Origin of the sequence: Cryobacterium sp. TMT2-42-4 (assembly GCF_004402645.1) — a bacterium.
GTDB classification, from domain to species: domain Bacteria; phylum Actinomycetota; class Actinomycetes; order Actinomycetales; family Microbacteriaceae; genus Cryobacterium; species Cryobacterium sandaracinum.
Map to the genome: position 1 here is coordinate 1 of NZ_SOFT01000004.1, position 26101 is coordinate 26101.

At 69.2% G+C, this 26101-nt stretch carries 23 protein-coding genes and 2 pseudogenes; 18 read left to right on the top strand and 7 right to left on the bottom strand.

Annotated elements, in window-relative coordinates; genetic code table 11:
* Positions 1-574 (bottom strand): annotated as a pseudogene (locus E3O18_RS00435) (Fe-S cluster assembly protein SufB); the annotation flags it as partial.
* 428 nt (positions 575-1002) lie between these two features.
* On the opposite strand from E3O18_RS00435, the gene E3O18_RS00440 reads away from it, so the two are divergent.
* Positions 1003-1359, top strand: a complete 357-nt coding sequence (locus tag E3O18_RS00440; protein ID WP_134396073.1) for an iron-sulfur cluster assembly accessory protein — start codon at positions 1003-1005, stop codon at positions 1357-1359.
* Positions 1360-1476: 117 nt separating this feature from the next.
* On the opposite strand, the gene E3O18_RS00445 is transcribed toward E3O18_RS00440, so the two are convergent.
* Together E3O18_RS00445 and E3O18_RS16385 are read right to left on the bottom strand one after the other, a co-directional pair.
* A complete protein-coding gene (locus tag E3O18_RS00445; RefSeq protein ID WP_241973290.1) occupies positions 1477-2808 on the bottom strand; it encodes an MATE family efflux transporter in 1332 nt (443 codons plus the stop codon).
* Between the two features lie 20 nt (positions 2809-2828).
* The gene (locus E3O18_RS16385) at positions 2829-3296 is read right to left on the bottom strand and encodes a hypothetical protein (RefSeq protein WP_241978092.1); all 468 of its coding nucleotides are present in this window, start codon (positions 3294-3296) and stop codon (positions 2829-2831) included.
* 107 nt (positions 3297-3403) lie between these two features.
* On the opposite strand from E3O18_RS16385, the gene E3O18_RS00450 reads away from it, so the two are divergent.
* The 5 genes and pseudogenes from E3O18_RS00450 (at position 3404) to E3O18_RS00470 (ending at position 9170) form a co-directional block, all read left to right on the top strand.
* Positions 3404-3838 carry a DUF222 domain-containing protein gene (locus E3O18_RS00450; protein ID WP_277870872.1) on the top strand — a complete coding sequence of 145 codons (435 nt, stop codon included), beginning with the start codon at positions 3404-3406 and terminating at the stop codon, positions 3836-3838.
* Between the two features lie 281 nt (positions 3839-4119).
* Positions 4120-4737, top strand: a pseudogene (locus E3O18_RS00455) (ABC transporter ATP-binding protein); the annotation flags it as partial.
* A gap of 53 nt (positions 4738-4790) precedes the next feature.
* The gene (locus E3O18_RS00460) at positions 4791-6161 is read left to right on the top strand and encodes a polyketide antibiotic transporter (protein ID WP_134417200.1); all 1371 of its coding nucleotides are present in this window, start codon (positions 4791-4793) and stop codon (positions 6159-6161) included.
* A gap of 66 nt (positions 6162-6227) precedes the next feature.
* Positions 6228-8192: a M13-type metalloendopeptidase gene (locus E3O18_RS00465; protein WP_134417202.1), complete on the top strand. Its 1965-nt coding sequence runs from the start codon at positions 6228-6230 to the stop codon at positions 8190-8192.
* Positions 8193-8333: 141 nt separating this feature from the next.
* On the top strand, positions 8334-9170 hold the full coding sequence (locus E3O18_RS00470) for a serine hydrolase (RefSeq protein WP_241973522.1): 837 nt from the start codon (positions 8334-8336) through the stop codon (positions 9168-9170).
* A gap of 90 nt (positions 9171-9260) precedes the next feature.
* Here the strand turns inward: E3O18_RS00470 and E3O18_RS00475 are convergent, their stop codons facing one another.
* The gene (locus E3O18_RS00475; RefSeq protein ID WP_134417204.1) at positions 9261-9506 is read right to left on the bottom strand and encodes a YbdD/YjiX family protein; all 246 of its coding nucleotides are present in this window, start codon (positions 9504-9506) and stop codon (positions 9261-9263) included.
* Positions 9503-11797 (bottom strand): carbon starvation CstA family protein, encoded by a 2295-nt coding sequence (locus tag E3O18_RS00480; RefSeq protein ID WP_134398947.1) that lies wholly within the window; start codon positions 11795-11797, stop codon positions 9503-9505. Before E3O18_RS00480 ends, E3O18_RS00475 begins: the two co-directional genes overlap by 4 nt.
* A gap of 164 nt (positions 11798-11961) precedes the next feature.
* Between E3O18_RS00480 and E3O18_RS00485 the strand changes: the two genes are divergently transcribed.
* On the top strand, positions 11962-13347 hold the full coding sequence (locus tag E3O18_RS00485) for a glycine--tRNA ligase (RefSeq protein WP_134394440.1): 1386 nt from the start codon (positions 11962-11964) through the stop codon (positions 13345-13347).
* A 212-nt stretch (positions 13348-13559) separates the two neighbouring features.
* On the opposite strand, the gene E3O18_RS00490 is transcribed toward E3O18_RS00485, so the two are convergent.
* Positions 13560-14624: an alcohol dehydrogenase catalytic domain-containing protein gene (locus tag E3O18_RS00490; protein WP_134394439.1), complete on the bottom strand. Its 1065-nt coding sequence runs from the start codon at positions 14622-14624 to the stop codon at positions 13560-13562.
* Between the two features lie 58 nt (positions 14625-14682).
* A complete protein-coding gene (locus E3O18_RS00495) occupies positions 14683-16047 on the bottom strand; it encodes a glutamyl-tRNA reductase (RefSeq protein ID WP_134394438.1) in 1365 nt (454 codons plus the stop codon).
* A 71-nt stretch (positions 16048-16118) separates the two neighbouring features.
* Between E3O18_RS00495 and hemE the strand changes: the two genes are divergently transcribed.
* The 11 genes from hemE to hemL all read left to right on the top strand — a co-directional run bounded on the left by hemE (position 16119) and on the right by hemL (position 26037).
* The gene (hemE, locus tag E3O18_RS00500; RefSeq protein ID WP_134394437.1) at positions 16119-17309 is read left to right on the top strand and encodes a uroporphyrinogen decarboxylase; all 1191 of its coding nucleotides are present in this window, start codon (positions 16119-16121) and stop codon (positions 17307-17309) included.
* A 28-nt stretch (positions 17310-17337) separates the two neighbouring features.
* Complete coding sequence (gene hemG, locus E3O18_RS00505; protein WP_134394436.1) at positions 17338-18831, top strand: protoporphyrinogen oxidase; 1494 nt, start codon at positions 17338-17340, stop codon at positions 18829-18831.
* Positions 18832-18919: 88 nt separating this feature from the next.
* Positions 18920-19249, top strand: a complete 330-nt coding sequence (locus E3O18_RS15960; protein ID WP_166784860.1) for a hypothetical protein — start codon at positions 18920-18922, stop codon at positions 19247-19249.
* Positions 19250-19280: 31 nt separating this feature from the next.
* A complete protein-coding gene (locus tag E3O18_RS00510) occupies positions 19281-19697 on the top strand; it encodes a phage holin family protein (protein WP_166784576.1) in 417 nt (138 codons plus the stop codon).
* Entirely contained in the window at positions 19687-20010 is a 324-nt protein-coding gene (locus E3O18_RS00515; protein WP_134394434.1) for a DUF3618 domain-containing protein, read from the top strand. The genes E3O18_RS00510 and E3O18_RS00515 overlap by 11 nt, the downstream gene beginning before the upstream one ends.
* A 147-nt stretch (positions 20011-20157) precedes the next feature.
* A complete protein-coding gene (gene hemQ, locus E3O18_RS00520) occupies positions 20158-20844 on the top strand; it encodes a hydrogen peroxide-dependent heme synthase (protein ID WP_241976533.1) in 687 nt (228 codons plus the stop codon).
* Positions 20844-21938, top strand: coding sequence for a ferrochelatase (locus E3O18_RS00525; RefSeq protein WP_134417208.1), 1095 nt, complete (start codon positions 20844-20846; stop codon positions 21936-21938). Before hemQ ends, E3O18_RS00525 begins: the two co-directional genes overlap by 1 nt.
* Positions 21935-22888, top strand: coding sequence for a hydroxymethylbilane synthase (hemC, locus tag E3O18_RS00530; protein ID WP_134394431.1), 954 nt, complete (start codon positions 21935-21937; stop codon positions 22886-22888). The genes E3O18_RS00525 and hemC overlap by 4 nt, the downstream gene beginning before the upstream one ends.
* Positions 22888-23679 carry a uroporphyrinogen-III synthase gene (locus E3O18_RS00535; protein ID WP_134394455.1) on the top strand — a complete coding sequence of 264 codons (792 nt, stop codon included), beginning with the start codon at positions 22888-22890 and terminating at the stop codon, positions 23677-23679. Before hemC ends, E3O18_RS00535 begins: the two co-directional genes overlap by 1 nt.
* A 40-nt stretch (positions 23680-23719) precedes the next feature.
* Positions 23720-24709, top strand: a complete 990-nt coding sequence (gene hemB, locus E3O18_RS00540; protein ID WP_104169352.1) for a porphobilinogen synthase — start codon at positions 23720-23722, stop codon at positions 24707-24709.
* Positions 24709-26037 carry a glutamate-1-semialdehyde 2,1-aminomutase gene (gene hemL, locus E3O18_RS00545; RefSeq protein ID WP_134394454.1) on the top strand — a complete coding sequence of 443 codons (1329 nt, stop codon included), beginning with the start codon at positions 24709-24711 and terminating at the stop codon, positions 26035-26037. The genes hemB and hemL overlap by 1 nt, the downstream gene beginning before the upstream one ends.
* The last annotated feature ends 64 nt before the right edge of the window (positions 26038-26101 follow it).

Genomic DNA, 26101 nt, shown 5'->3' on the forward strand with positions numbered 1-26101 from the left:
AAGAGCCGCCCGACCACACCGAGGTGTTCAACGCCGCGAACTTGTTATCGCCGGAGGGAATGATCGTGCCGAAGTACTCCTCGAAGAACTCCGGATGCTCCCTCAACGCCGTGTCGGTATCCATGAAAATGACACCCTGCGCAGCCAATTCCTCGTTGATCTGGTGGTAAACCACCTCAGACTCATACTGGGCCGCGACACCGGAGACAAGACGCTGACGCTCAGCTTCGGGAATGCCGAGCTTCTCATAGGTGCTCTTGATGTCCTCGGGCAGGTCATCCCACGTCTGGGCCTGCTTCTCCGTGGAACGCACGAAATACTTGATGTTGTCGAAATCGATGCCCGACAGGTCAGCACCCCAGGTCGGCATCGGCTTGCGCTCGAACAACTCAAGGGCCTTGAGGCGACGCTGCAGCATCCACTCAGGCTCGCCCTTGAGATTGGAGATATCAGTCACCACCTCCGGCGAGATCCCACGGCGGGCGGAGGAACCAGCAGCATCGGAGTCGGACCACCCGAATTCGTAGACACCAAGCCCCGCAAGTTCGGGGCGGTCAAGCAGGACGTCAGACATATTTACCTCTTCTGCCATCCCGGCAACCCGGATATTAGTCCGGTCATCCCGAGCCGGACTCCGTGAGGAGACCGGCTGAGAACGAGTTGTGAGGACGGCTCAGGTGCGCACCGCTGAGAGATCAAAGACAATCAGGGCCACGCCGTGCTGCGTCGCGGTCATCTGGACCACGCGCATAAAAAAAACGAGAACACTTCACCCTAGGCTTCAGGGTTTCATCTGGCTACACTTCGGCTCGCTTTGGCGGGTCACCGGCAGGTTGTCGCGGGGTCGTCGGGGAGGCGCGGGCGCGCAGCGGATGCCGGCGGCAGCCTCCGGGGTTCGCAGAACGGCCGCGGGAGCTTAGAGTGTCTGGATACTCGCGCAGGCGAAACGCTCAAGCGGAGCGGTCCCGACGCGTCCATGCAACGTGAAGTCCGAGGAGTCCCATGACCGACACCATTGCCCCCATCGCACCGGCCCACGGCGTCGGTCTGACCGCCGCCGCCGCGCTGAAGGTGCGCAGCCTGCTCAGCCAGGAGGGTCGCGAAGACCTGAACCTGCGCGTCGCCGTGCAGCCCGGAGGCTGTTCCGGCCTGATCTACCAGCTCTACTTCGACGAGCGCATTCTCGAGGGCGACGTCGTCGTGGACTTCGACGGCGTCGGGGTCGTGCTCGACAAGATGAGCGTGCCGTACCTCGAGGGTGCCTCGATCGACTTCGAGGACACCATCGCGAAGCAGGGCTTCACGATCGACAACCCGAACGCCGGCAGCAGCTGCGCCTGCGGCGACTCCTTCAGCTAGAACCGCCGTCGCCTCGCCTGGCCTTCCGGCGCAGGTCGCGGAGGCCGACGCACGGGAGAACCTGCGCCCGCTTTCCGAGCTGCGCCGCGACCGTTAGCGGCCCGGGATGCCCCGGTGTCAGCGTGCGCCGACGACCATCCACTTCGCCGCCCGGGCGCGCAGCCCGAGGGTCACCGCGCGGGCACCCAGGTAGCCGAACGTGAAAGCGGCCATCAGCCAGGCCAGCCCCGCGGCCCCCGACGGTGCCAGCACCAGCACCGCGATCGCCAGCGGCACGAAGGCGGCCAGGTTCACCAGCCCGGTCAGGGCCAGGTAGCGCGCGTCGCCGGCGCCGATCAGCACTCCGTCGAGCACAAAGACCACCCCGCCGAGCGGAACGGATAGCCCGAGCACGATCAGGGTCGCCGGCAGCAGGCCGCTGACCTCGGTCGCGTTCGTGAACGCTCGGCCGAGCACGCCGCTCGCGGCGATCACCAGCAGCCCGAGGGCTGCCCCGCTCAGCACACCCCATTCGAGGCAGCGCCTGAGCACAGCGCGCACCTCGGCCAGGTTGCCGGCGCCGAGGCCACGGCCCACCAGCGCCTGTGCCGCGATCGCGAGCGCGTCAAGGGCGAACGCCAGCGTGGCGAACAGGGTCATCGCGATCTGGAAGGCGGCCAGCTCGGGAGAACCGAGGTTTGTGGCCACGAACACCGCGAGCAGCATCGCCGCACGCAGGCTCACCGTGCGCAGGAACAGCCAGCCACCGGATGTCGCGCCCCGCAGCATCCCGGCCCGATGCGGGCGCAGCGGCGCGCCCTCGCGGCGGGCGTGGCGGCCGACGACGGCCAGGTAGACGGCGACCATCGCCCACTGGGCGACGACCGTACCGAGGGCGGACCCGACGATGCCGAGACCCAGGCCGTAGATGAACACCGAATTCAGCAGGATGTTGGCCGAGAACCCGATCCCCGCCACCCACAGTGGGGTGCGGGTGTCCTGCAGCCCACGGAGCAGGCCGGTCGCCGCGAAGACGAGCAACATGGCCGGCAAGCCGAACATTGAGAGGCCCAGATAGCTGGCGGCCGCGGCGGTGACGGCGGGCTCGGCTCCGAAGGCGCCGACCAGCAGGGGAGTGGCGAACCAGCCCGCGATGGCGAGCAGCACGCCAAGGCCGAGGGCCAGCCAGAGCCCGTCGATGCCGACGGCGACCGCACGGCGGCGGTCGCCGGCCCCGAGCCACCGGGCCACGGCGGGCGTGGTGCTGTAGGCCAGGAAGACCATCAGGCCGATGATCGTCTGAAGCACGGCGCTGGCCAGGCCGAGTCCCGCCAGAGGAACGGCGCCGAGGTGCCCGACCATGGCGGAGTCGGCGAGGAGGAAGAGCGGTTCGGCAATGAGCGCGCCGACGGCGGGAATGGCGAGGCGCAGGATCTCGCGGTCGATGGGCTGCGGGCGAAGCACGGTGATGGTGATCCCAAGACTCTAGTTCAGCCGTTCCGAACACCGTCGTAGATCCCGCCCGGTGGTCGAGCCTGTCGAGACCCGGCGACCCGACCTCCGACGGTTCCCGTCCCGTCGCTCCCGTCCGTCCGTCCCGCCCGGAGCTCGGCCAGTCGGGGCTGGCCGCGCAGCAGGGGTTCCTCTCGCCGGAGGCCCTCATCCAGAACTGGACCGGCTCCTCGAAGGGCGATGCGTACAAGCTCGTCGCGGTCGGCACGATGATGGCCGACACCGAGGCGGCCGACAAGCTGGTCGACGAGGCGCTCTCGACGCTCTCGACGCCCGACGCCGATCGCCCGGGCCGTGACCGCCGGCACCCTCTCCGTCGACGCGGCCGAGTCGATTCGGGCCGGACTCGGCCAGATCGACGCCTCGGTCACCGCGGAGAAGCTCGCGGCGGCCCTCGCGGCGCTCCTCACCGAGGCGTCAACGGTGAATGCCGACGAGGTCTTCAAACGGGCCCGCCGGATGCGCGACCGGCTCGACGAGGCCGGCATCGCCGCCCGCGAGAAGCAAACCCACGACGACCGCTACCTGAAGATCTACCGCCTGGGCGAAGAAGATGCAGGACGACCCCCGCAGCACCGACCAGATCGCCGCGGACTCTCTGCTGCAGCTGCTGAAGATCGCCGGCGAGGCCGACCCGGGCCGGGTCTGCGGCGGCCGCCGACCCTCGGTGCGGGTCATCGTGACCGAAAAGGCGCTCACGGCGGTCCCGGGCGAAGAGCCGGGAACGACCGAACCCGCCGCTCACGGGCAGATCGAGGGCAACCCGGTGCCGATCTCGCAGGAAACCATCGACCGGCTGCTCTGCGAGACCGGCACCCGCGGCATCAAGTTCGACGCGGAAGCCCAGATCATCGACGTCGGCCGCGACGAACGACTCTTCACCGAGGCACAGCGGACCGCAATGGGGTACGTGACGGCGGATGCCTCTGGGGCGGCTGCGACCGGTCACCGGCCTGGTCCGAGGCCCACCACATCAACGAGTGGCTGAAGGACACCGGGAACACCAACCTCGCCAACGGAGTACTGCTCTGCCACCCGCACCACCTGCTGCTACACAACCAGCACTGGAAGATCACCCGCACCGGAAACCAGTACTGGCTCCGACCACCGGTCGAGAACGACCCGAAGCAGACACTGATCGCACTGCCGAGCAAGCGGATCTGAGGCGGGAGTTCGGCCTCTGGTATCGACGGGCTCGACCGCCGGGGTGGGAACCTTTGGAGCGGGCCGCTCCACTGACGGGCGACGGAGGGGCGTAACTTGGGCAGCATGAGCAGCGTCATTGAGACCCGAGGACTGGAGAAGCGATTCGGCCGGGTTCGGGCCCTCGACGGACTCGACCTCACGGTCGCCCCCGGCGAGGTGCACGGCTTCCTCGGCCCGAACGGGGCCGGCAAGTCCACCACCATCCGCGTGCTGCTGGGCCTCTACCGCCCGAGCGGAGGAGCCGCCACGGTTTTCGGCCGGAATCCGTGGACGGATGCCGTCGCCCTCCACCGCCGCATCGCCTACGTCCCCGGCGACGTCAGCCTGTGGCCCAACCTGTCCGGCGGTGAGGCGATCGACCTGCTCTGCCGGCTGCGTGGTGGAACGGCGGACGCTGCGGCCTATCGTGCGCGCCGGGCGCACCTCGTCGACGCCTTCCAGCTCGACCCGACCAAGAAGGGCCGCACCTACTCGAAGGGCAACCGGCAGAAGGTCGCGCTGATCGCGGCCCTGGCAGCCCCGGCCGACCTGTTCATCCTCGACGAGCCGACCTCGGGCCTCGATCCGCTGATGGAAGCCGTCTTCCGCCGGGAGCTGCAGGCCGCGACGGCGGATGGCGTCGGCGTTCTGCTCTCGAGCCATATTCTCTCCGAGGTGGAACACCTCTGCGACCGGGTGAGCACGCGGTCACCTTCTTCCTCATCTTCGCCTTCCTCGCCACGCTCGTGGCCTTCATGAGCACGTTCCTTGCCGTACGCCACACCCGCGCCGAGGAGGAGTCGGGCCGCTCCGAGTTGATCGCCGCGACGCCCGCCGGCCGACTGGTCCCGCTGCTGGCGACGGCGCTGCACGGCATCGCCGCGGCCCTGGCCGCGGGGGTGGCCGTCACGCTGGGTCTGCTTACCTCCGGGCTGGATGCCGCCGGTGCGATCACCACCGGAGCCGCGGTCGCCGCCACCGGGATCACCTTCCTCGGGGTCGGGCTTCTGGCCGGCCAGGTGATGCCCACCTCCCGTGGCGCGAACGGCCTGGGGGCGGCGCTCATCGGTCTCGCTTACACCCTGCGGGCCTTCGGCGACGCCGGCGGCACCGCATCCGCCGACGGGCTGAGCATGACCAGTGCCTGGCCGAGCTGGCTGTCACCCATCGGCTGGGGTCAGCAGACGGAGGCGTTCAGCACGAATCGGCCGGCTCCGCTCCTGCTCGATTTGGCCCTCGCGGCCGTGCTCGTGGCGATGGTCGTGCTGCTGCAGCATCGGCGCGACCTCGGCTCGAGCCTGATCGGAGAGCGGCCCGGCCCCCAGCACGCATCGGGCACACTCGGCGGTTCGCTCGGCCTGGCCTGGCGGTTGCAGCGGGCGCCGACGATCGGCTGGGCCCTTGCCGGCCTGGTTCTCGGCGTCCTCGCCGGAACCCTGGGCGAAACCGTGGTCGAACTGGTCGAGTCGAGCTCGCAGATCGGCGATACGCTGGCCCGGATGGCGGGCGGCCGGGCGTCGATCATCGACCTGTTCACGGACACCATCTTCGGTCTGGTGGGCGTGATCGCTGCTGCGGCGGCAACCCAGGCGATGATCCGCATGCGCCAGGAGGAGGTCAACGGTTCCGCCGAGCTTTTGCTCGCCCTGCCGCTTCGCCGCGGCCGTTGGTTCGTCGACTACCTCCTCGTGGGCACCGTCGCCATCGCGCTGGTGCTGCTCGAGGCCGCCGGGGGCGCCGCGGCCGGGCTCGCCTCGTCGCCCGAGGCAGGTGCCGCCGGCACCACCGACACGGCCGACCGGGTGGCCAGCGCCGTGGCCTCCGGGGTGGCCCAGGCGCCGGCCGCGCTGCTCGTCCTGACGATCGCCGCGTTGCTCTTCGCCTTCGTGCCGCGGCTCAGCAGTGGCCTGAGCTGGGGTGTGCTGTTGGGCGCGGCGTTCATCGGCGAGTTTGGCGAGCTGTTCGGCCTGCCCGACTGGCTGCTCAACCTGTCTCCGTTCACCCACACGCCGACGATCGGCGCCGCCGACGTCGACTGGAGCGGCGCCTGGTGGATGCTGGGCCTCGCCCTGGCCGGCGCGGTGCTGGCCGGCGTGGGCATCCGTCGCCGCGATCTTGCGCTCTAGTTTCGAGCGGGCCTCGACCGGGTCTCGACAGGCTCGATCACCGGCAAGTGCGAATAGGGTGGAGGCATGACTGACCAGGGGACCGCATCCGGAATCGACCGCGACGAACTTGACCTCGAGGTGCGTCCGCAGGACGACCTCTTCCGCCATGTGAACGGCAAGTGGATCGCCCGCAGTGAGATCCCGGCCGATAAGGCCCGCTGGGGCTCGTTCTACCTGCTCGCCGAGGAATCGGAGAAGGCCGTCCGGGAGATCATCCTCGAAGCCCAGACCGCCGCCCCCGGCACCGAGGAGCGCAAATTCGGTGATCTCTATGCCAGCTTCCTGGACGAGGACCGCGTCGAAGAGCTCGGAGCGACCCCGCTCGCGGCCGATCTCGCCACCGTCGACGCCGTCACCTCCATCCCCGAGCTGCTCGGCACCCTCGGCCGTCTCGAGCGCGCGGGCGTGTCCGGCGCCTTCGGTCTCTTCGTCGACAACGATCCGGGGGACCCCGAGCGCTACCTCGTCTTCGTCGAGCAGGGCGGGCTCGGCCTCCCCGACGAGTCCTACTACCGCGACGAGAAGTTTGCCGCGATCCGGGAGGCCTACCAGGCGTTTCTGACCCGGATGTTCGGCCTCGTCGGTACCGCGGACGCCGCCGGTCGCGCCGAGCGCGTGTTCCTTCTCGAAACCGAGCTCGCCACCCACCACTGGGACAAGGTGCGCTCGCGCGACAGCGAGAAGACCTACAACCTCAAGACCTGGGGTCAGGTCACCGCGCTGGCCGCCGGCGCCGACCTGCACCTCTGGCTTGACGGGCTCGACGGCCCGGCCGGTGCTCTCGACGAGGTTGTCGTGCGCCAGCCCAGCTTCGTGACCGGTCTGGCGGAGATGCTCACCGAGGACCAGCTCGAGGGTTGGAAGGACTGGCTGCGGTGGCAGATCATCCGTTCCAGCGCCGCGTTCCTGTCGAGCGATTTCGTCGAGTCCAGCTTTGACTTCTACGGTCGCACCCTGACTGGCACGCCCCAACTGCGCGAGCGCTGGAAGCGTGGCGTCTCGCTCGTCGAGGGGGCGCTCGGCGAGGCCGTCGGGCGCATCTACGTCGAGCGGCACTTCAAGCCCAGCGCGAAGGCGAGCATGGACATACTCGTGGCCAACCTGGTCGAGGCCTACCGCCGTAGCATCACCGAACTCGACTGGATGACCGCGGAGACGCGCGCCCGTGCGCTCGACAAGCTCGAGAAGTTCACCCCCAAGATCGGCTACCCGGTCAAGTGGCGTGACTATTCGGCCCTTTCGATCGACCCGGCCGACCTGATCAAGAACGTTCGCGCCACAAGCGAGTTCGAGTTCCAGCGGGAATTGGGCAAGATCGGCAACCCCCTCGACCGCGACGAGTGGTTCATGACCCCGCAGACGATCAACGCGTACTACAACCCGGGCTTCAACGAGATCGTCTTCCCGGCCGCCATCCTGCAGCCGCCGTTCTTCGACGATGCCCGCGATTCCGCCGCCAACTACGGCGCGATCGGCGCCGTTATCGGCCACGAGATCGGCCACGGCTTCGACGACCAGGGCTCGAAATACGACGGCACCGGGCTGCTCACCGACTGGTGGACCGAAGAAGACCGCACGGCCTTCGACGAGCGCACCAGCTCCCTGATCGAGCAGTTCAACGGGCTCGCCCCGCACCAGGTTCCCGACCACCACGTGAACGGCGCACTCACCATCGGCGAGAATATTGGCGACCTCGGCGGGCTCTCCATCGCTTGGAAGGCCTACCTGATCTCGCTGGACGGCCAGGAACCACCCGTGATCGACGGACTCACCGGCACCCAGCGTTTCTTCCTCTCCTGGGCACAGGCCTGGCAGCTCAAGATGCGTGACGAGGAGGCCGTCCGCCTGCTCTCGATCGACCCGCACTCGCCCAACGAATTTCGCTGCAACCAGATCGTGCGCAACATCGACGAGTTCTATACGGCGTTCGGCGTCACCCCGGACGATGCTCTCTGGCTGGACCCGGAGAAGCGCGTTACGATCTGGTGACCTCAGCGCGACCGTCAGTCCGCGTCACGGGGGTCGAGCAGCCCGAATCTACGTAAGGACCTGCCCACTGTGGCCATGCCATCCCAGGACTCAGAGCGCCGGTCTCGCCACTCATCGGCGCGCCGCGGCAGGCACGGCGGCGTGGACGCCACGGCGAACTTCGGCCGCGGGTTCCAGGCGCTCGGTGACCTCGCGGTCGACGGGGTGCAGGTTTCGGCCCGCGCCACCGATCTGGTCACCGGCCGGGTGCTGTTCTCCGTGGACGACCACGTGGTCATGCCCACCGCCGGCATCGGCATGGTGCTTCTGCTGACCGAGGTCGCCGCCCGGCTCCGCGACGCCGACTTCGGCGCGTACACGATCCTCGATCGCACCGTGTCCGATTCGGTCGCCGGATCCGGCCTCTGGCAGCACCTGCAGGCTCCCTCGCTGCCGATCGCCGACCTCGCTGCGCTGATCGGTGCCACCAACGACAACCTGGCCACCAATGTGCTGCTCCGCGCAGTCGGCCTGGACGCGGTGCGGTCCCGCGCCGAGCAGCTCGGACTCAGCCGCACCGCCCTGCTCGACCTTGTGCGCGACCGGCGCGGGCCCGATGACGCGCCGCAGCTCTCGGTCGGCAGCGCCAAGGAGCTCACCTGGCTGTTCACGGCGCTGGCCCGGGGGGAGGTCGTCGATGCGGAGGCGAGCGAGCGCGTGCTCGGCTGGCTGTCGCTCGGCGCCGACCTGTCCATGGTCGCCAGCGCGTTCGGGCTCGACCCGCTCGCGCATCGGTCCGGCGATCACGGCCTCCTGCTGGTCAACAAGACCGGAACGGATGCCGGCGTGCGCAGTGAGATCGGCATTCTGCGCGGCCCGCGCGCCGGGGTGACCTACATGGTCTCGATGTCCTTCGCGGACACCCGCCTCTCGTCCCGGCTCGCGGTGCTCGACGGGATGCGCGCGGTCGGCCTCGACCTGCTGGAATACGTGCACTGACCGGCGTCGCCGGCGAAAACAGGAAAACGGGGCTGCCCCCGCGAAGCAATACTTCGCGGGGGCAGCCCTGGGTGATGGTGGCGCAACCGCTCAGCAGCACCGACCCTGGGGGTTGATGTCCTGGCGGTCGGTCTGGTCGCGCCAGAATTCGCGCTCCGTCATCATCACTGGTCCGGAGCAGGCGGCGGCATCCGGGTCATGAATCGATTCGTCGTGGGCCTCATGGTGGGCCTCATGGTGGGCCTTGTACTTGTCGTAGGCGTCTTCACCCATGACCCCCCTCATGAACCAGGCGAAGCTCTTCGCGCCGCGGCGAACACTGGCGAGCAGATTCATCGGCGGGTCGTCCTCCCTGCCTTGACCAGCTTGGCCTGGGCGATCTGGGCGTCCCAACGTGCGGCCAGCTTCTTCTCTTCCGGAGTGGCCACGAAGCCGGACGGGGCGAACATCTGCGACGCCACCGCGTCATCCTCGTTGGTGCCGAAGCTGCGGGTCTTGTAGGACCTCCAGGTGGCTTGCACGGCGGTGACCATCACGATGATGGCCAGCACGACGAACAGGATCGAAAGGATGCCCTGCACCATCGTGTTGCGCACGACCGCCTCCATCGCCTCGACGGTCTTCGCCGTGCCGAAGCTGGTGAGTCCCTCATCCAGAGCGTTGGAAAACGCTCGATTCTGGGCGAAATAGCCCACGCCGGGAACGGTCGAGAAGATCTTCAGGAACGACGCGTAGATGGTCACGACGGCGGCGAAGGTCAGCGGCAGCGCCACAACCCAGAGGTACGTGAACAGCCCTCGCTTGGCCACGATCGCCAGGCAGACGGCCAGGGCGATGGCCGCCAGCAGCTGGTTCGCGATTCCGAACAGCGGGAACAGGGTGTTGATGCCACCGAGCGGGTCGGTGACGCCCATCACGAGCACGGCACCCCAGGCGGCGACCATGATCCCGGTCGTGACCCAGGCGCCCAGGCGCCAGGACGTGTTCTTGAACTTCGGGAAGAAGTTGCCGAGGCTGTCCTGCAGCATGAACCGGGCCACGCGGGTTCCGGCATCGACGGCGGTCAGGATGAACAGCGCCTCGAACATGATGGCGAAGTGATACCAGAACGCCATCATCCCCGAGCCGCCCACAAGCTGGTGCATGATGTTGGCGAGGCCGACCGACAGGGTCGGGGCGCCGCCGGTGCGGGACACGATGGTCTCCTCGCCCACGTTCTTCGCGGTCTCGGTGAGCATCTCGGGGGTCAGGTTGACGCCGGTCAGGCCGAGGCTGTTCACGAATGTGACAGCACCCTCAACGGTGCCGCCGGTCAGGGCCGGCGAGGAGTTCATGGCGAAGTAGATGCCGCGGTCGATCGACAGCGCGGCGACGAGCGCCATGATGGCGACGAATGATTCCATCAGCATTCCGCCGTAACCGATGAACCGGGTCTGGCGTTCCTTCTCGATCAGCTTCGGCGTCGTTCCGGAGGCGATCAGGGCGTGGAAGCCGGACAGGGCGCCGCAGGCGATGGTGACGAAGAGGAACGGGAAGAGCGAGCCGCTCACCACGGGGCCGCCGCCGTTCACGAACTCGCTGGCGGCCGGGGCCGAGATCTCGGGGCGGACGATGATGATGGCGATTGCCAGCATCCCGATCGTGCCGATTTTCATGAAGGTGGACAGGTAGTCCCGGGGGGCCAGCAGCAGCCAGACCGGAAGGATGGCAGCCACGAAGCCATAGACGATGATGCCGATCGCGAGGGGCAGCGGTTCAATGGCGAAGAAGGTCGAGCCCCACTCGGTGTCCGCGATCATGCCACCACCGATGATGGCGGCCAGCAGCAGGATGAAGCCGATGATCGAGACCTCGGTGACCTGGCCCGGGCGGAAGAAGCGCAGGTAGACGCCCATGAACAGGGCGATCGGAATGGTCATCGAGACCGAGAAGACGCCCCAGGGGCTGTCCGCGAGGGCGTTGACGACGACGAGGGCGAGGATGGCCACGATGATGACCATGATCGCCAGAGTCGCGACGAGGGCGGCCGTGCCGCCCACCTTGCCGAGTTCGTCCCTGGCCATCTGACCCAGGGAGCGTCCGCCGCGGCGCATTGAGAAGAACAGCACCATGTAGTCCTGCACCGCGCCGGCAAGCACGACACCGACGATGATCCAGATCGTGCCGGGCAGGTAGCCCATCTGGGCGGCCAGCACGGGGCCGACGAGCGGTCCGGCGCCGGCGATAGCGGCGAAGTGGTGACCGAAGAGAACCCGGCGGTCCGTGGCCGCGAAGTCTTTGCCATCGGCCTTGTACTCGGCCGGCGTCGCGCGCCGGTCATCGGGGTGCAGCAGGTGCTTCTGGATGTAGTTGGAGTAGAAACGGTAACCGATCAGGTACGTGCAGACGGCGGCGAAGACGAACCAGATGGCGTTGACGGTCTCGCCGCGAACAACGGCGAGCATCACCCAGCTCAGCCCGCCGAGCAGCGAGATGCCGCCCCAGATCCCGACCTTCAGGGGGGTCCAGTGCGCTTCCTCGGCGTCGTGGGTGATCTGGTCGAGAGCAACGGGCAACAGGAGGGGATCCCGGTCCAGCTCCTCACCCCGCTTGGCTGATTCGTGTGGCGTGCGGGGCTTGGTGCCCATGATCTCTCCTTTGAGGTACCCGCAAGGACTGCGGAAATCCTTAGCAAGGCTAACAGCTTGGCGGCACCTTCCGGACGGACGCCTAAAATGGACGGAGCGCCGGGCGGCTTCTGCCTGTCCTGTGTGCTTTCCAGATCCCCCGCCCTCTCGACCATTGGAGCCCCGTGGCCGCCCTCTCCCGCCTCGATTCCGTCATCGCCCTTGCCCGCCACCGCGGGTTCGTGTTCCAGGCCGGTGAAATCTACGGTGGGTCCCGGTCCGCCTGGGACTACGGGCCGCTGGGCGTGGAGCTCAAGGAGAACATCAAGAAGCAGTGGTGGCGCTTCATGGTCACCAGCCGCGACGACGTGGTGGGCCTCGACTCCTCGGTGATCCTTCCCCGCAAGGTGTGGGAGGCATCCGGTCACGTCGAGGTCTTCAGCGACCCGCTGGTCGAGTGCACGAGCTGCCACAAGCGATTCCGCGCAGATCACCTCGAGGAAGAATTCGAGGAGAAGAAGGGCCGCCCGCCCGAGGGCGGCATCGACGGCATCCCCTGCCCGAACTGCGGCAACCGGCATATCTGGACCGAACCGCGCGCTTTCTCCGGCCTGCTCAAGACCTACCTCGGCCCGGTCGACGACGAGGCCGGCATGCACTACCTGCGCCCCGAGACCGCGCAAGGCATCTTCGTGAACTTCGCCAACGTGCTGCAGGCTGCGCGCATGAAGCCGCCGTTCGGAATCGGCCAGATCGGCAAGAGCTTCCGCAACGAGATCACCCCGGGAAATTTCATCTTCCGTACCCGCGAGTTCGAGCAGATGGAGATGGAATTCTTCGTCGAGCCGGGCACGGATGAGACGTGGCACCAGTACTGGATCGACCAGCGCCTGACGTGGTACACCGGCCTCGGCATCAACGTCGACAACCTGCGCCTGTTCGAGCACCCGGCCGAGAAGCTCTCGCACTATTCCAAGCGCACCGTGGACATCGAGTACCGCTTCGGTTTCAGCGGCAGCGAATTCGGCGAGCTCGAGGGTGTTGCCAACCGAACCGACTTCGACCTCAGGACGCACGCGGAGGCATCCGGCAAGGATCTGTCCTACTTCGACCAGACGAAGAACGAGCGCTGGGTTCCCTACGTGATCGAGCCGGCGGCCGGACTGACCCGCTCGCTGATGGCGTTCCTGGTCGACGCGTACCACGAGGAGGAAGTGCCCAACGCGAAAGGCGGCGTCGACAAGCGCACCGTGCTGAAACTCGACCCGCGCCTGGCGCCGATCAAGGTCGCCGTGCTGCCGTTGTCCCGCAACGAGGCGCTCTCGCCGATGGCCAAGTCCCTCGCCGCGCGGCTGCGCGAGTCCTGGAACGTGGACTTCGACGACGCCGGCGCCATCGGCCGCCGCTACCGCCGCCAGGACGAGATCGGCACCCCGTACTGCGTCACGGTCGACTTCGATTCGCTCGAGGACCAGGCCGTCACCGTGCGTGACCGCGACACCATGGCGCAGGAGCGCGTGCCGCTCGACAGGCTCGACGCCTACCTGGCCGAGCGGCTCCGCGGCGCGTAGCCGAGTCTGCCGGCCGCGCGCTGCGGGCTGGGGCCGGTGGGGTGCCGGTGCCGGTGGGGTGCTAACTCAGGAGAAGTCTCGCGGGCGAGCCTCGGCGGTCCCGGAACGGCGGCACCGCGGCGCCCGGACACACCGGTTTTCCTGAGTTGGCCCCACAGGGGGAGGGAGACGGATACCTGGCGAGCCGCCGCTGCCGCAGCCGCCGCACGAGTTCAGGGGCGGGCGAGCTCGATCAGGGTGACGCCGCCCGGCGCGGCCGGGTCGCTCATGGCGGCGAGGGCGGCGGGCGCCTCGGCCAGACTGAGACGGCGGCCGATCAGGTCCTGCGGGCGCAGCCGGCCGGAGGTGACCAGGGCCAGCAGGGCCGGATAGTCCCCCGCGGGCATCCCGTGGCTGCCCATCACGGTCAGTTCTCGGGCGATGACGTCGCCGAGCGGAAGCCGTGGGTCTTCCGCCAGCAATCCGATCTGGACGTGACGCCCCCGGGTTGCCAGAGAACGGATGGCGATGCCCACCGTGCTCTCCCGGCCGAGCGCCTCGACGCTGACCTGCGCGCCCGAACCCGCATCCGCGCCCCTTCCCGTCACCGAGCGGATCCGCGCCACCACCTCATCGTTCGAGAGCCCGGCGGAGTCCACCGTGAAGGTCGCGCCCACTCGCGCGGCCGTCTCACGGGCCGCGGCACTGATGTCCACGGCGATCACGGTCGCACCGAGCGCCGCGCCGATCATGACCGCGGAGAGACCGACGCCGCCGCAGCCGACCACGACGAGGGACTCGCCCGCTTGCAACCGGGCCTGATGCACGAGGCCGCGATAGGAGGTGGCGAAGCGGCAGCCGAGCAGTGCGGCGGCGCCGGCATCCAGTCCCACGGGAATCGCGATCAGATTGACGTCGGCGTTGTGCAGGGCCACCCGCTCCGCATAGGAGCCCCAGTGGGTGAAGCCGGGCTGGGTCTGATTGCGGCAGACCTGGCCGTTGCCGCCCCGGCACTCCGGGCAGTCGCCGCAGGCGCAGACGAACGGCACGGTGACGCGCTGGCCCACGGCGAAGCGGCGCACCTCGGGCCCCACGGCGTCGATCACACCGACGAGCTCGTGGCCCGGAACGTGCGGCAGGGCGATGCCGGCGTCGTGCCCGAGCCAGCCGTGCCAGTCGCTGCGACAGAGGCCGGTGGCCTCCACTCGCACGACGACCCCGGACGCGGACGGCACCGGGTCTGGAACCTCCCTCAACTCGGGTACGGCACCGAACGCGTCGAACCAGACGGCTCTCACCCGCAGATCCCGGCCGTGCCGAGCACGCTCGCACCGTGCAGGGCCAGGCCGCCCACCGTCAGGATGCCGCGGGGCCGATATCGGCGGCCGTGGCTGCGGTCCCGGCGGCGGGCAGCTCAACCTGGATGCCGAACAGGGCATCGAGTCCGGTCAGGAATGCGGCCTGCTCGCCCGCTCGGGCCAGCTCGCGGGATCGCACCATCGGGGTGTGCAGAAGCACGCCGGCCAAGTGGCGCAGGGCCGCCTCGGTCTGCTCGCTGTTGTCGCCGCGGTTGCGCGCCCGGTCGATCTCACCGTCGAGCAGGTCGAAGACGTAGCTGCGGAGGGCCACGACGGCCGGGGCGAGGCTCTGCTCCTCGGCGACCGCGGAGAACTTGCGGGCGGCGCGACCCACGAGCAGTCGGGCGTCGCTGGTGGCGTTGAGCTCCTCGAGCGGCGCGTGGATGCGGATGGTCTCGAGGTCGAGCAGCTCGACGCCGGCCAGGTCGGTGACGTCCGGGTCGACGTTGCGCGGCAGACCCAGGTCGATGATGAGCCGGCGCGGAATCTCGGTCGGGGCATCCGTCATCGGGCAGGAGGGGAGTGTGCGCGCTTCGGCGGCCGGGAGCTGCAGGGAGAGTGCGCGGCCCGAGTGGAGCAGGGCCGCGTCGATCACGTGGGTGTCGGCGGTCGTGCAGGTGAGGATCAGGTCGGCCTCGGCGGCTTCGATGGCGAACGCCGACTCGGCGACGGCGGTGATCTGATGCGAGGTGGCGAACTTCTGAGCGCGGCCCGAAGGGGAGTACACCCGCACGTCCTCGGCGCCGAGGTCCCGCAGCGCGGCGAGGGAGGCCCCCGCGTACCGGCCGGTGCCGACCAGGAGCACGCGGGTCTGGGCCCAGTCCGTGACGCGGCTTTCGGCCAGTTCGAGGGCCAGGCGCACGAGTGAACGCCCCGCGGCTCCGATGCCGGTGCGGTTCTTGACGCCCCGCGAGGTCTGCGACGCACGCTGGAAGAGGCGTTCGAGTTCGGGGCTGGTGGTGCGGAAGAGCCGGGCCTGCTCGAGGGAGCGGCGAACCTGGCCGGCGATTTCGCCCTCGCCGACGACCACCGATTCGAGGCCGCTCGTCACGGCGAAGAGGTGTTCGGCGACGCCGCTGCCGTGCACCAGGTCCAGGGTGTTCCGCAGAACGTCGACGGCCACGCCGGTGCTCGCACTGACGCCGTCGATGGCGGCGTGCACGGCCGAAAGGGGGGAGGAGCCCAACGGTTCGTCGAGGTCGAGGTAGGCCTCGAACCGGTTGCAGGTGGCCACGACCACGGCACCGACCAGGGCCGGATGCCGCTCGAGAATGCCACCCGCCGTGTCGTTCGCACCGACAGACAATTTCTCCAGCACGTCAAAGCTGGAGTTCTTATGGCTGGCGGACAGGCAGATCAACACTTGATGAGTCTACGACCTGTGGCTGAGGGTCCGAATCGCCCGAGTGTCGGAAGTTTGACAGAATCAAGATAATGAAACTCGATGCGCAACACCCACTCGCAACCGGACTCACAGCCGATTCACGCCTCATCCGCGCCTACCAGGGCACCAGGCCAGACGTCACCCCCGTCTGGTTCATGCGCCAGGCCGGCCGTTCGCTGCCCGAATACCGCTCGCTGCGGGTCGGTACGCGCATGCTCGACGCCTGCCTCGACCCGGAGATGGCGAGCGAAATCACGCTGCAGCCGGTGCGCCGCCACAACGTCGACGCCGGCATCCTCTTCAGCGACATCGTCATCCCTCTCAAGCTCGTGGGCGTCGACGTCGAGATCGTCGCAGGCACCGGCCCCGTCCTCGGCACGGCCGTGCGCACGGCGAAGGATGTCGCGGAGCTCACTGCTCTCGACCCGGCCGTGCTTGAGGGGAACCTCGCCCCGATCACCGCGGCGGTCGCGCGCACCGTCGCCGAGCTCGGCTCGACGCCGCTGATCGGATTCGCCGGGGCCCCGTTCACGCTGGCGGCCTATCTCGTGGAGGGCGGCCCGTCGAAAGACCACATCAACGCCCGCACGCTCATGCATGCGGACCCCGACGCCTGGGCCACCCTGATGGAGTGGACGGCCGAGGTCACCGGACGATTCCTGCGCGCGCAGGTTTTGGCCGGCGCCAGCGCCGCCCAGCTATTCGACTCCTGGGCCGGCGCGCTCTCGCTGGCCGACTACACGCGCTTCGTCGCTCCTGCCTCCACCGCGGCGATCGCCCACGTGCGCGACCTCACCTATGACGAGGGCGCCGCGGGCACGGATGCCGACGGCGTCGCGTCCGTGCGCCGCAACGTGCCCGTCGTGCACTTCGGAGTGGGCACGGGCGAGCTGCTTCGGGAGATGCACGGGGTGGGCGCCGACGTCGTCGGAGTCGACTACCGGGTGCCGCTCGATGAAGCCAACCGTCGCCTCGGCGGACTGGTCCCGGTGCAGGGCAACGTCGATCCGGCACTCCTCGCGGCACCGTGGCCGGTGCTCGAAGCGCATGTCCTTGACGTGCTCGAGCGTGGGCGCACGGCACCGTCCCACGTGCTGAACCTGGGACACGGCGTTCCGCCGATGACCGACCCGAACGTGCTGACTCGCCTGGTGGCCTTCGTGCACGAGGTCACCGCGGTCTCCGCCAACCCGGCCGGCGCCGGCCCGGAAGCCCCGGCCGCCGCGCCGTCCGCGTCCTGACAATCGCACGCAGGCTCAGGGGGCGCGAATGAAAGACGTCATCGTCATCGGTGGAGGGGTGGCGGGCCTGATCGCCGCCCGAGCCTGCGCCCGGGTCGGACTCAGCGTGACCGTGCTCGAAGCCACCGGTGTGCCGGGCGGAGCACTCGGCAGCCACCAGGTGGCCGGCCTCACCCTCGACAGCGGTGCCGAGAGCTTCGCCGTGCGGCGGGACGTGGTGGCCGAGTTCATCGCCGACCTCGGCCTGTCCGACGAGGTTGTCGCGCCGAACCCCGCCGGCGCCTGGCTGCACCTGCCCGACGACCGCGTGCCGAATGGTTCGGTCAGCGTTCCGCTGCCCAAGGCCGGCGTGCTCGGCATCCCCGGTTCTCCGCTCGCCGACGACGTGCGCCGCGTGATCGGCTGGAGTGGCGCCTGGCGCGCCTACGCGGACCGGCTGATGCCGGTGTTGACGATCGGCCGGGAACACAGCCTGGGTGAACTCGTGCGCAAGCGGATGGGGCGCCGCGTGCTCGAACGGCTCGTCGAACCCGTGACCGCCGGGGTGTACTCGTCCGCTGCCGACGATCTCGAGATCAACGTCGTGGCCCCGGGCCTCAACTCCGCCCTCACGGTGACGGGTTCGCTCTCCGGGGCCGTGCTGTCTTTGCGCTCCGGCGCCCCGGCCGGCTCGAACGTGTCCGGGCTCCGCGGCGGCATGTTCCGGCTCGTGACCGCTCTGGTGGCCGACCTCGTGCACTTCGGCGCCGAGATCGTGACGGATGCCCCGGTCACCGCCCTGCAGCGCTCCGGCACCGAGGACGCGCCCACCTGGACGGCCACCTGGACGGCCACCTGCGTGGCACCGGACACGGCGGCGGACGCAGACGCGCCGGCAGCCGCGGCGGCGGAGACCACCCTGGACGCCCGCTTCGTGATCATCGCGACTCCAGGCGCGCAGGCGCTCGGCCTACTGGCCGGCCTGAGCCCGGCCCATGCGGCGCTCGCCGAACTCGACTGGCCGCAGCCGACGGCGATCGAGCTGGCCACGATCGTCATCGACGCCCCGGAGCTCGACGTGCACCCGCGCGGCACCGGCGTGCTGGTCGCGGCCGCGACCCCCGGGGTCACCGCCAAGGCGCTCACCCACGTGACCGCAAAGTGGGAGTGGCTGGCCGAGGCCGCCGGACCGGGCCGACACGTCATCCGTCTGTCCTACGGTCGCGCCGGCCAGGACAGCCCCACCGCCGTTCTCCGCGATGACGAGCTCCTCGCGCTGTCCCTGGCGGACGCCCGCACGATCCTGGGCGTCGACCTCGACGCGACCGCCGTGCGCGGTTTCGCGCGCACGGTCTGGGGCGATGCCCTCTCGCCCGCGACCGTCGGCGCGCCCGAGCGAGTCGACCAGGTGCGCGAGGTCGTGGCCGCCACCCCGGGGCTCGAACTCACGGGTGCGTGGCTCGCCGGCACCGGCCTGGCCTCGGTGATCCCGGATGCCGTCGCCGCGGCCTCCCGCACCCGGCACGCGGCCCTCGGCATCTGATCACCGGGTCACCGGCCGCGCCGACCTGCTGCTATCCCTAATGGGGGATACTCTGAGGGACACGTGCACCTTGATGAATGGAGTCACAATGCGGGGAAAGCTTCTGTTCATCACGGGTGGACTCGTCGGATACGTCCTCGGCGCGCGCGCCGGGCGCAAGCGCTACGACCAGATCGTGGCCGCGGCAGACAACCTGTGGAACGCGCCGCCCGTTCAGCGCCGGGTGAACGAGGCCCGCGACTTCGCGCTCGAGCGGGTCGGGGATGTGCCGTCGGCACTCCTCGAGACCGGCAAGAAGATCGCCTCGGTCCTGCAGTCCAAGACGTCCAAGACGTCCGGAACCAGTTACACCGTGCCGACGCCGACGCCGACGCCGCCCGCACCGACGACGGCCGCCGGCGACACCGCCACGAAATAATCACCGCGACACTCCGAACGAAGGGGAAACTGTGAGAAACAGCGAATTCAACCCGAAGAGCCGGAAATCGACGTTCGACCTTCTCGGTGAGTTGCCCGGTCAGATCGTCGCCCTGGTCAAGGCCGAACTCGACGCGGCCAAGGCGGAGTTCGCCGGTAAGGCCAAAAACATCGGGCTGGGCATCGGGCTCTTCGTCGGGGCGGCCCTGTTCGCGTTCTTCGCGGCCCTGGTGCTGGTCGCCCTCGCGGTCATCGCGCTCGCCCTCGTCCTGCCGCTCTGGCTCGCGACCCTGATCGTGGCGGTCGCCCTGTTGCTGCTCGCGCTCCTGTTGGGGCTGATCGGCAGAAACCGGCTGCAGGCGGGAACGTCATCGGATCCGGACGGCGTGACGGAGAGCATCCGTCGCGACGTCGACGCCCTCAAGGGAATTGGCAAATATGAGCACTGAAGTGAACACGACGACACATGAGGCCGTCCGCGGGAGCGTCGAAGCTGTCACGGTTGAGGCCGTTCCGCGCACCAAGACCGAGTTGCGCGCCGAGGTCGCCCGTGCCCGCGTCGAACTCGCGCAAACGCTCGACGCGATCGAGTACCGGCTCAACGTGCCGAGGCAGTTGCGCGTGCGCTCGCGCCTGGTCAACGTGCGCCTGCGGGAACTCGGCGAAAAGAATCCCCTCGCACTGGCCGGCATCGTCTTGGGCGCGGCCACGGTCGCGGTGGGCGCCGTCTGGCTCGGTGTCAGGGGCGTGCAGCGCCGCTGAGGCCAACGGAAGCCGGTACCCGACCGCGCAGTTTTGGCTCTCGCGGCAAAGGAGTAGAGACTAGTAGTTATGACTCACCCGGCTGCCGGAGAGGCAGTAAACCCACCTCACTCCACCACCTCTGCCGAGACCCACGGATCGACTGACGTGCCAGACGCGTCGCCGCAGGGTTTCACGCTCTTCGCTGTGCTGCGCAAGGATCCGAGCAACCCGGACGACCTCGACGGCCACGATGTGCCCCGAGCCGTACTGGAGCTCGACGACGTCATCGGTCTGGTTGAGGCCGAGGGCGTCACCGTCCGCGGCTTCTACGACGTCTCCGGGCTCCGCGCCGACGCCGACGTGATGATCTGGACCCACGCACCGGACGCCGAGACCCTGCAGTGGGCCCACCGCCAGCTGCGTCGTAGCCGCCTCCTCAAGAGCCTCCTGCCGACCTGGAACGCCATGGGCGTGCACCGCGACGCCGAGTTCAACAAGAGCCATGTGCCTGGGTTCCTGCGCGGAGTGGAGCCGAAGGGCTGGCTGACCCTCTACCCGTTCGTGCGCAGCTACGAGTGGTACCTGCTGCCGGAGGCCGAGCGCAGCGCCATGCTCGCCGACCACGGACGCAAGGGCGCGGCCTTCCGCGGAGCCATCGCCAACACCGTCTCCTCGTTCGCCCTCGGCGACTACGAGTGGCTGCTGCCGATCGAAAGCGACGAGCTCACCGAGCTCGTCGACCTGATGCGCGAACTGCGCAACACCGAGGCGCGCCGCCACGTGCGCGAAGAGGTCCCGTTCTACACCGGCCGCCGCATCTCGACGGCCGAACTGGTGGAGGTTCTGCAGTAATGACTACCTACGATGCCATCCTGCTCGCCGGCTTCGGCGGCCCCGAGGGTCAGGACGATGTGATCCCGTTCCTGCGCAACGTCACCGGTGGGCGCGGCATCCCCGAGGAGCGCCTCGAAGAGGTCGCCAAGCACTACCGCCACTTCGGCGGGGTCAGCCCGATCAACGACCAGAACCGTGTGCTGCGCGCCGCGCTCCAGGCCGAACTGGAACGTCGCGGCATCGACCTGCCCGTGCTCTGGGGCAACCGCAACTGGGCACCCTACCTGCGCGACACCATCAGCGAGGCCAACGACAACGGCCAGACCCGGCTCCTGGCCATCGCCACCAGCGCCTACAGCTCCTACTCCGGCTGCCGCCAGTACCGTGAGGACTTCGCGGCCGCGCTGACCGCGACCGGGTTGGAGGGCGTGGTGCACATCGACAAGGTGCGCCAGTTCTTCGACCACCCCGGATTCGTCACCCCGTTCGTGACCGCCCTCCAGAAGGGGCTCGCGGATGTCGCGGCCCAGGTCCCCGGAATCGACCTGGCCACCGAGGTCGAAATCCTGTTCTCGACCCACTCGATCCCGATGACCGACGCCAACAAGAGCGGCCCGGCCGAGCGCGGCTTCGGCGAGGGTGGCGCCTATGCGGCGCAGCACCTCGCCGTCGCCCAGAAGGTCATGGTCGGGGTGGACACCCCGTGGCAGCTGGTCTTCCAGTCCCGCAGCGGGCCGCCCACCATGCCGTGGCTCGATCCCGACATCAACGACGCCATCGCGTTGCTGCCGGAGCGGGGCATCCGTGCCATCGTCATCGTGCCGCTCGGCTTCGTCAGTGACCACATGGAGGTCATGTGGGACCTCGACAACGAGGCCACCGAGACCGCCGGGGACCTCGGCCTGGTGTCCGTGCGCGTGCCGACGCCCGGCGTCGACCCGGCCTTCGTGAGCGGGCTCATCGACCTGGTTGAGGAGCGTATAAACGACACGCCCGCCGACGCTCGTCCGCACGAGACCGACCTCGGACCCTGGTACGACGTCTGCCGCCCCGGTTGCTGCGAGAACGTGCGCCTGGGATTCAAGCCGGCCGTCGCCGGGATGGCTCCGTGAGCCTGATCCGCGTCGGAACCCGTGGCAGCGCGCTCGCCCTGGCGCAGACCACTGCGATTGCGAACCGCATCGCGACCGCGTCCGGCTCCGAGGTCGAAATCGTCACGGTCACGACGCACGGCGACACCTCCCGTGAGTCTCTGTCGAGCCTGGGCGGCACGGGCGTCTTCGCCAGCGCCCTGCGGGAGTCGCTCCTGGCCGAAGAATGCGACGTCGTCGTGCACTCCTTCAAGGACCTGCCGACGGCCGCCTACCCGGGTCTCCGGATCGGCGCCACCCCGAAGCGTGCGGATGCGCGCGACGTGCTGTGCGCCCGCGATGGGCTGAACCTGACCACCCTGCCCGAGGGCGCGCGAGTCGGCACAGGGTCACCGCGCCGGGCCGCTCAGCTGCGATCGCTGCGCCCGGATCTGGACGTCGTGGACATCCGTGGCAACGTGGAGACCCGTCTGAACCGTGTGGCCGTGGGCGACCTCGACGCCGTCGTGCTCGCCGCCGCGGGCCTCAGCCGGCTGGCGCTGCTCGAGTCCGTGGACGGCGAATACCTGGAACTGTCGGATTGGCCGACCGCACCCGGCCAGGGAGCGCTCGCGCTCGAGGTGCGCGACGGGAAGCTCGACCGTACTCTCGCCACGGCCCTCACTGCGATCAACCACTCGACCAGCCAGACCACCGTCATGGCCGAGCGTCTGGTGCTGGAGCGGCTCGAAGCCGGCTGCGCCGCGCCCATCGGCGCCATGGCCGCGATCGACGATGGACTCCTGTTCCTCACCGCCACGGTGTACAGCCCGGACGGCTCCCGAAGCGTCGTGAGCTCCCATGCCGCGACCCCCGACTCCCACTCCCTTGCGCACCTGGCCGAGGCCGCGCAAGACGTGTCCAACCGTGTTTCGTGTGACCTGCTCGCCGGCGGCGCTGCCGACTTCGCCCCGATGAAGGTGACTTCGTGATGAACTCGCGCTACAAGACAAAAACCAGCCTCGCCAAGCCGCTCACCGGCTGGCGGGTTCTCGTGCCGCGCGGCGGCCCGTGGGGCGACCACGTCGCCGCCGACCTGCGCTCCAAGGGCGCCCAGCCGATCGTGGCCCCCATGATCAACTTCGCCCCGACCGACGACGCCCCCGCGCTCGAGGCCGCCCTGGCACGCCTCGCGGCGGGCGACTTCGACTGGATGACCGTGACCAGCGCCACGACCGTCGACGTTCTGTCGTCGCACCGTGCCGTCGTGGCCGCGTCCACGCGCATCGCGGCGGTCGGCGAGACGACGGCCGCGGCCCTGATCGCGGCCGGTTACCGGGTCGACATCGTCCCCTCCGAAGACAACTCGGCCCGGGGACTCCTCGAGGAGTGGGAAACGGCCACCTCGGGCCAGGTGCCGCTGCGCATCCTCACCCTCCGCTCGGAAATCGCCAAGCCACTGCTGACCGAGGGGCTGCGCCGGATCGGCCACGACGTCGAATCGGTCGTCGCATACCGTACCATCGGCGTCCCGGTCGACCAGCGCGTCGTCGCGGACGTCGCGGCCGGCACCGTCCAGGCCCTGCTCGTCACCTCCGGAAGCGTGGCGCAGCAGGTGCAGGATCAACTCGGGCCGATCCCCGAATCGACCGTGGTGGCCTGCATCGGGCCGCGGACGGCGCGGGATGCGGCGGCCATCGGCCTGCGTGTCGACGTCGTGGCCGACTCGCCCAGCGCCGAGTCTCTGATCCAGGCCCTGGTGCACGTCGCCCAGTCCCGCTGACGGTTCGCGCACGCCCGGCCCGGCGACGTAGGGTTGACGGGTGATAAACCCCGTCATCCGCCCGCGACGGTTGCGCACCACTCCCGCGCTCCGTCGCCTGGCCAGCGAAATCCGTCTGCACCCCTCCGAATTGGTTCTTCCGATGTTCGTGCGGGAGGGCAGCGGCGACCCGATGCCGATCCAGTCGATGCCCGGGGTGGTTCAGCACACCATTGACAGCGCCCGGCGGGCGGTGACCGAGGCCGCGGAAGCGGGCATCGGCGGCGTCATGCTCTTCGGGGTGCCGACCGTGCGCGACGCCGTCGGCTCCGGGGCGACCGATCCCGACGGCATCCTCAACGCCGCCACCCGCGCGCTGGCCGACGAGGTCGGCGACGCCCTCGTCGTGCAGACCGACCTCTGCCTCGACGAGTTCACCGACCACGGCCACTGCGGATTGGTCGGCGCAGACGGCAGCGTCGACAACGATTCCACCCTCGAGCGCTACTGCGACATGGCGCTCGTGCAGGCGGCCTCCGGCTCGCAGCTGCTCGGCCTGAGCGGAATGATGGACGGCCAGGTTGCCGCCGTGCGCCAGGCGCTCGACCAGAACGGCTACGTCGATACGGCCGTGCTCGCCTACTCGGCCAAGTACGCCTCGGCCTTCTACGGTCCCTTCCGCGACGCGGTGGAGTCAACCCTCGACGGTGACCGGCGCAGCTACCAGCTCGACCCGGCGAACCGCCGGGAGGGCGTGCGTGAGGCCCGGCTCGACATCCAGGAGGGCGCCGACATCGTGATGGTGAAGCCCGCCGGCAGCTATCTCGACGTGCTCGCCGAGGTCGCCGCCGTCAGTGACGTTCCGGTCTGGGCCTACCAGGTGTCCGGTGAATACGCGATGATTGAGGCCGCCGCCGCCCACGGCTGGATCGACCGCCGCCGGGCCGTCGAGGAGTCCGTGCTCAGCATCCGTCGCGCCGGAGCGGACGCCGTGCTCACCTACTGGGCGGTCGAACTGGCCACCTGGTTCAACGAAAGACAGGCCCGATGATGTCCCGCAACGACGATCTCTTCGCCCGCGCGCAGCGCGCCATCCCCGGCGGAGTGAACTCACCCGTTCGGGCCTTCCGGTCGGTCGGGGGTACCCCGCTGTTCCTGGTGAAAGCGAAGGGCGCCTACGTCACCGACTCGGACGGGCGCGAATACGTCGACCTGGTCAGCTCCTGGGGCCCGGCCATCCTCGGCCACGCCCACCCGGAGGTCGTGCAGGCCGTGCAGGATGCCGCCGCGCTCGGCCTGTCCTTCGGTGCCTCCACGCCCGGCGAGACCATCCTGGCCGAACTGATCGAGGAACGCGTCGGCGCGGTCGAGAAGCTGCGCCTGGTCTCGACCGGCACCGAGGCCACCATGACGGCCATCCGTCTGGCTCGCGGTTTCACCGGTCGTGACCTGCTGATCAAGTTCGCCGGGCACTACCACGGTCACTCGGACGGACTGCTGGCTCAGGCAGGGTCCGGCCTGGCCACGCTGGCCCTGCCCGGCTCGGCCGGGGTCACGGCGGCGACGGCCGCGCAGACCCTCGTGCTGCCGTACAACGACCTGGATGCCGTACGAGTCGCCTTCGAGGCGCACCCGGGCCGGATCGCCGCCGTGATCACCGAGGCGGCGGCGGCGAACATGGGTGTCGTGGCTCCCGACGCCGGCTTCAACGCCGCGCTCACCGCCCTCGCGCACGAGCATGGCGCGCTCCTGATCATCGACGAGGTCCTCACCGGCTTCCGCGTGCATCCGGCCGGCTACTGGGGACTGGACACCATGGGCCAGGGGCAGGCGGACTACACGCCGGACCTGTTCACCTACGGCAAGGTCATCGGCGGAGGCCTGCCGGTGGCGGCCCTCGGCGGTCGCGCCGACGTGATGGACTTCCTGGCTCCGAACGGCCCGGTCTACCAGGCCGGCACGCTCTCCGGGAACCCGGTGGCGGTCGCCGCCGGCATCGCCACCCTGCGGGCCCTGGACGAGAGCGTCTACGAGCGCATCGACGCGACCGCGCTGCTGCTCTCCGAGGCCGTCTCCGCCGCCTTCTCGGCCGAGGGCGTCGCGCACAGCGTGCAGCGGGCCGGTAACCTGTTCAGCTTCGTATTCGGTGCGGAAGCAGCGGCCAGCGCGCCTCGGGATTACGCGCAGGTGCAGCGCCAGGAGACGTTCCGCTACGGTCCGTTCTTCCACTCCATGCTGGATCAGGGAGTTTCGCTGCCGCCGTCCGTGTTCGAGGCCTGGTTCGTCTCCAACGCCCACGACGAGAGCGCGGTCGGCTGGATCCTTGATGCCCTCCCTGCCGCAGCGAAGGCCGCGGCCGCCGCGACCCCGCAGGTGTGACCCGTAGGTGTGACCCGTACACCCGGGAGTTATTCCTTTGTGAGGTTCCGACAGGTGGATTTTG

Bases quoted from the DNA above. Each gene is read 5' to 3' on its own strand.
- hemG (WP_134394436.1), top strand. From the start codon at position 17,338: ATGAAAGACGTCATCGTCATCGGTGGAGGGGTGGCGGGCCTGATCGCC.
- E3O18_RS00525 (WP_134417208.1), top strand. From the start codon at position 20,844: ATGACTACCTACGATGCCATCCTGCTCGCCGGCTTCGGCGGCCCCGAG.
- E3O18_RS00535 (WP_134394455.1), top strand. From the start codon at position 22,888: ATGAACTCGCGCTACAAGACAAAAACCAGCCTCGCCAAGCCGCTCACC.
- hemE (WP_134394437.1), top strand. From the start codon at position 16,119: ATGAAACTCGATGCGCAACACCCACTCGCAACCGGACTCACAGCCGAT.
- E3O18_RS00475 (WP_134417204.1), bottom strand. From the start codon at position 9,506: ATGAATCTGCTCGCCAGTGTTCGCCGCGGCGCGAAGAGCTTCGCCTGG.
- E3O18_RS00440 (WP_134396073.1), top strand. From the start codon at position 1,003: ATGACCGACACCATTGCCCCCATCGCACCGGCCCACGGCGTCGGTCTG.
- E3O18_RS00465 (WP_134417202.1), top strand. From the start codon at position 6,228: ATGACTGACCAGGGGACCGCATCCGGAATCGACCGCGACGAACTTGAC.
- E3O18_RS00460 (WP_134417200.1), top strand. From the start codon at position 4,791: ATGAGCACGTTCCTTGCCGTACGCCACACCCGCGCCGAGGAGGAGTCG.
- E3O18_RS00515 (WP_134394434.1), top strand. From the start codon at position 19,687: ATGAGCACTGAAGTGAACACGACGACACATGAGGCCGTCCGCGGGAGC.
- E3O18_RS00480 (WP_134398947.1), bottom strand. From the start codon at position 11,797: ATGGGCACCAAGCCCCGCACGCCACACGAATCAGCCAAGCGGGGTGAG.
- E3O18_RS00450 (WP_277870872.1), top strand. From the start codon at position 3,404: ATGCAGGACGACCCCCGCAGCACCGACCAGATCGCCGCGGACTCTCTG.
- E3O18_RS15960 (WP_166784860.1), top strand. From the start codon at position 18,920: ATGCGGGGAAAGCTTCTGTTCATCACGGGTGGACTCGTCGGATACGTC.
- hemL (WP_134394454.1), top strand. From the start codon at position 24,709: ATGTCCCGCAACGACGATCTCTTCGCCCGCGCGCAGCGCGCCATCCCC.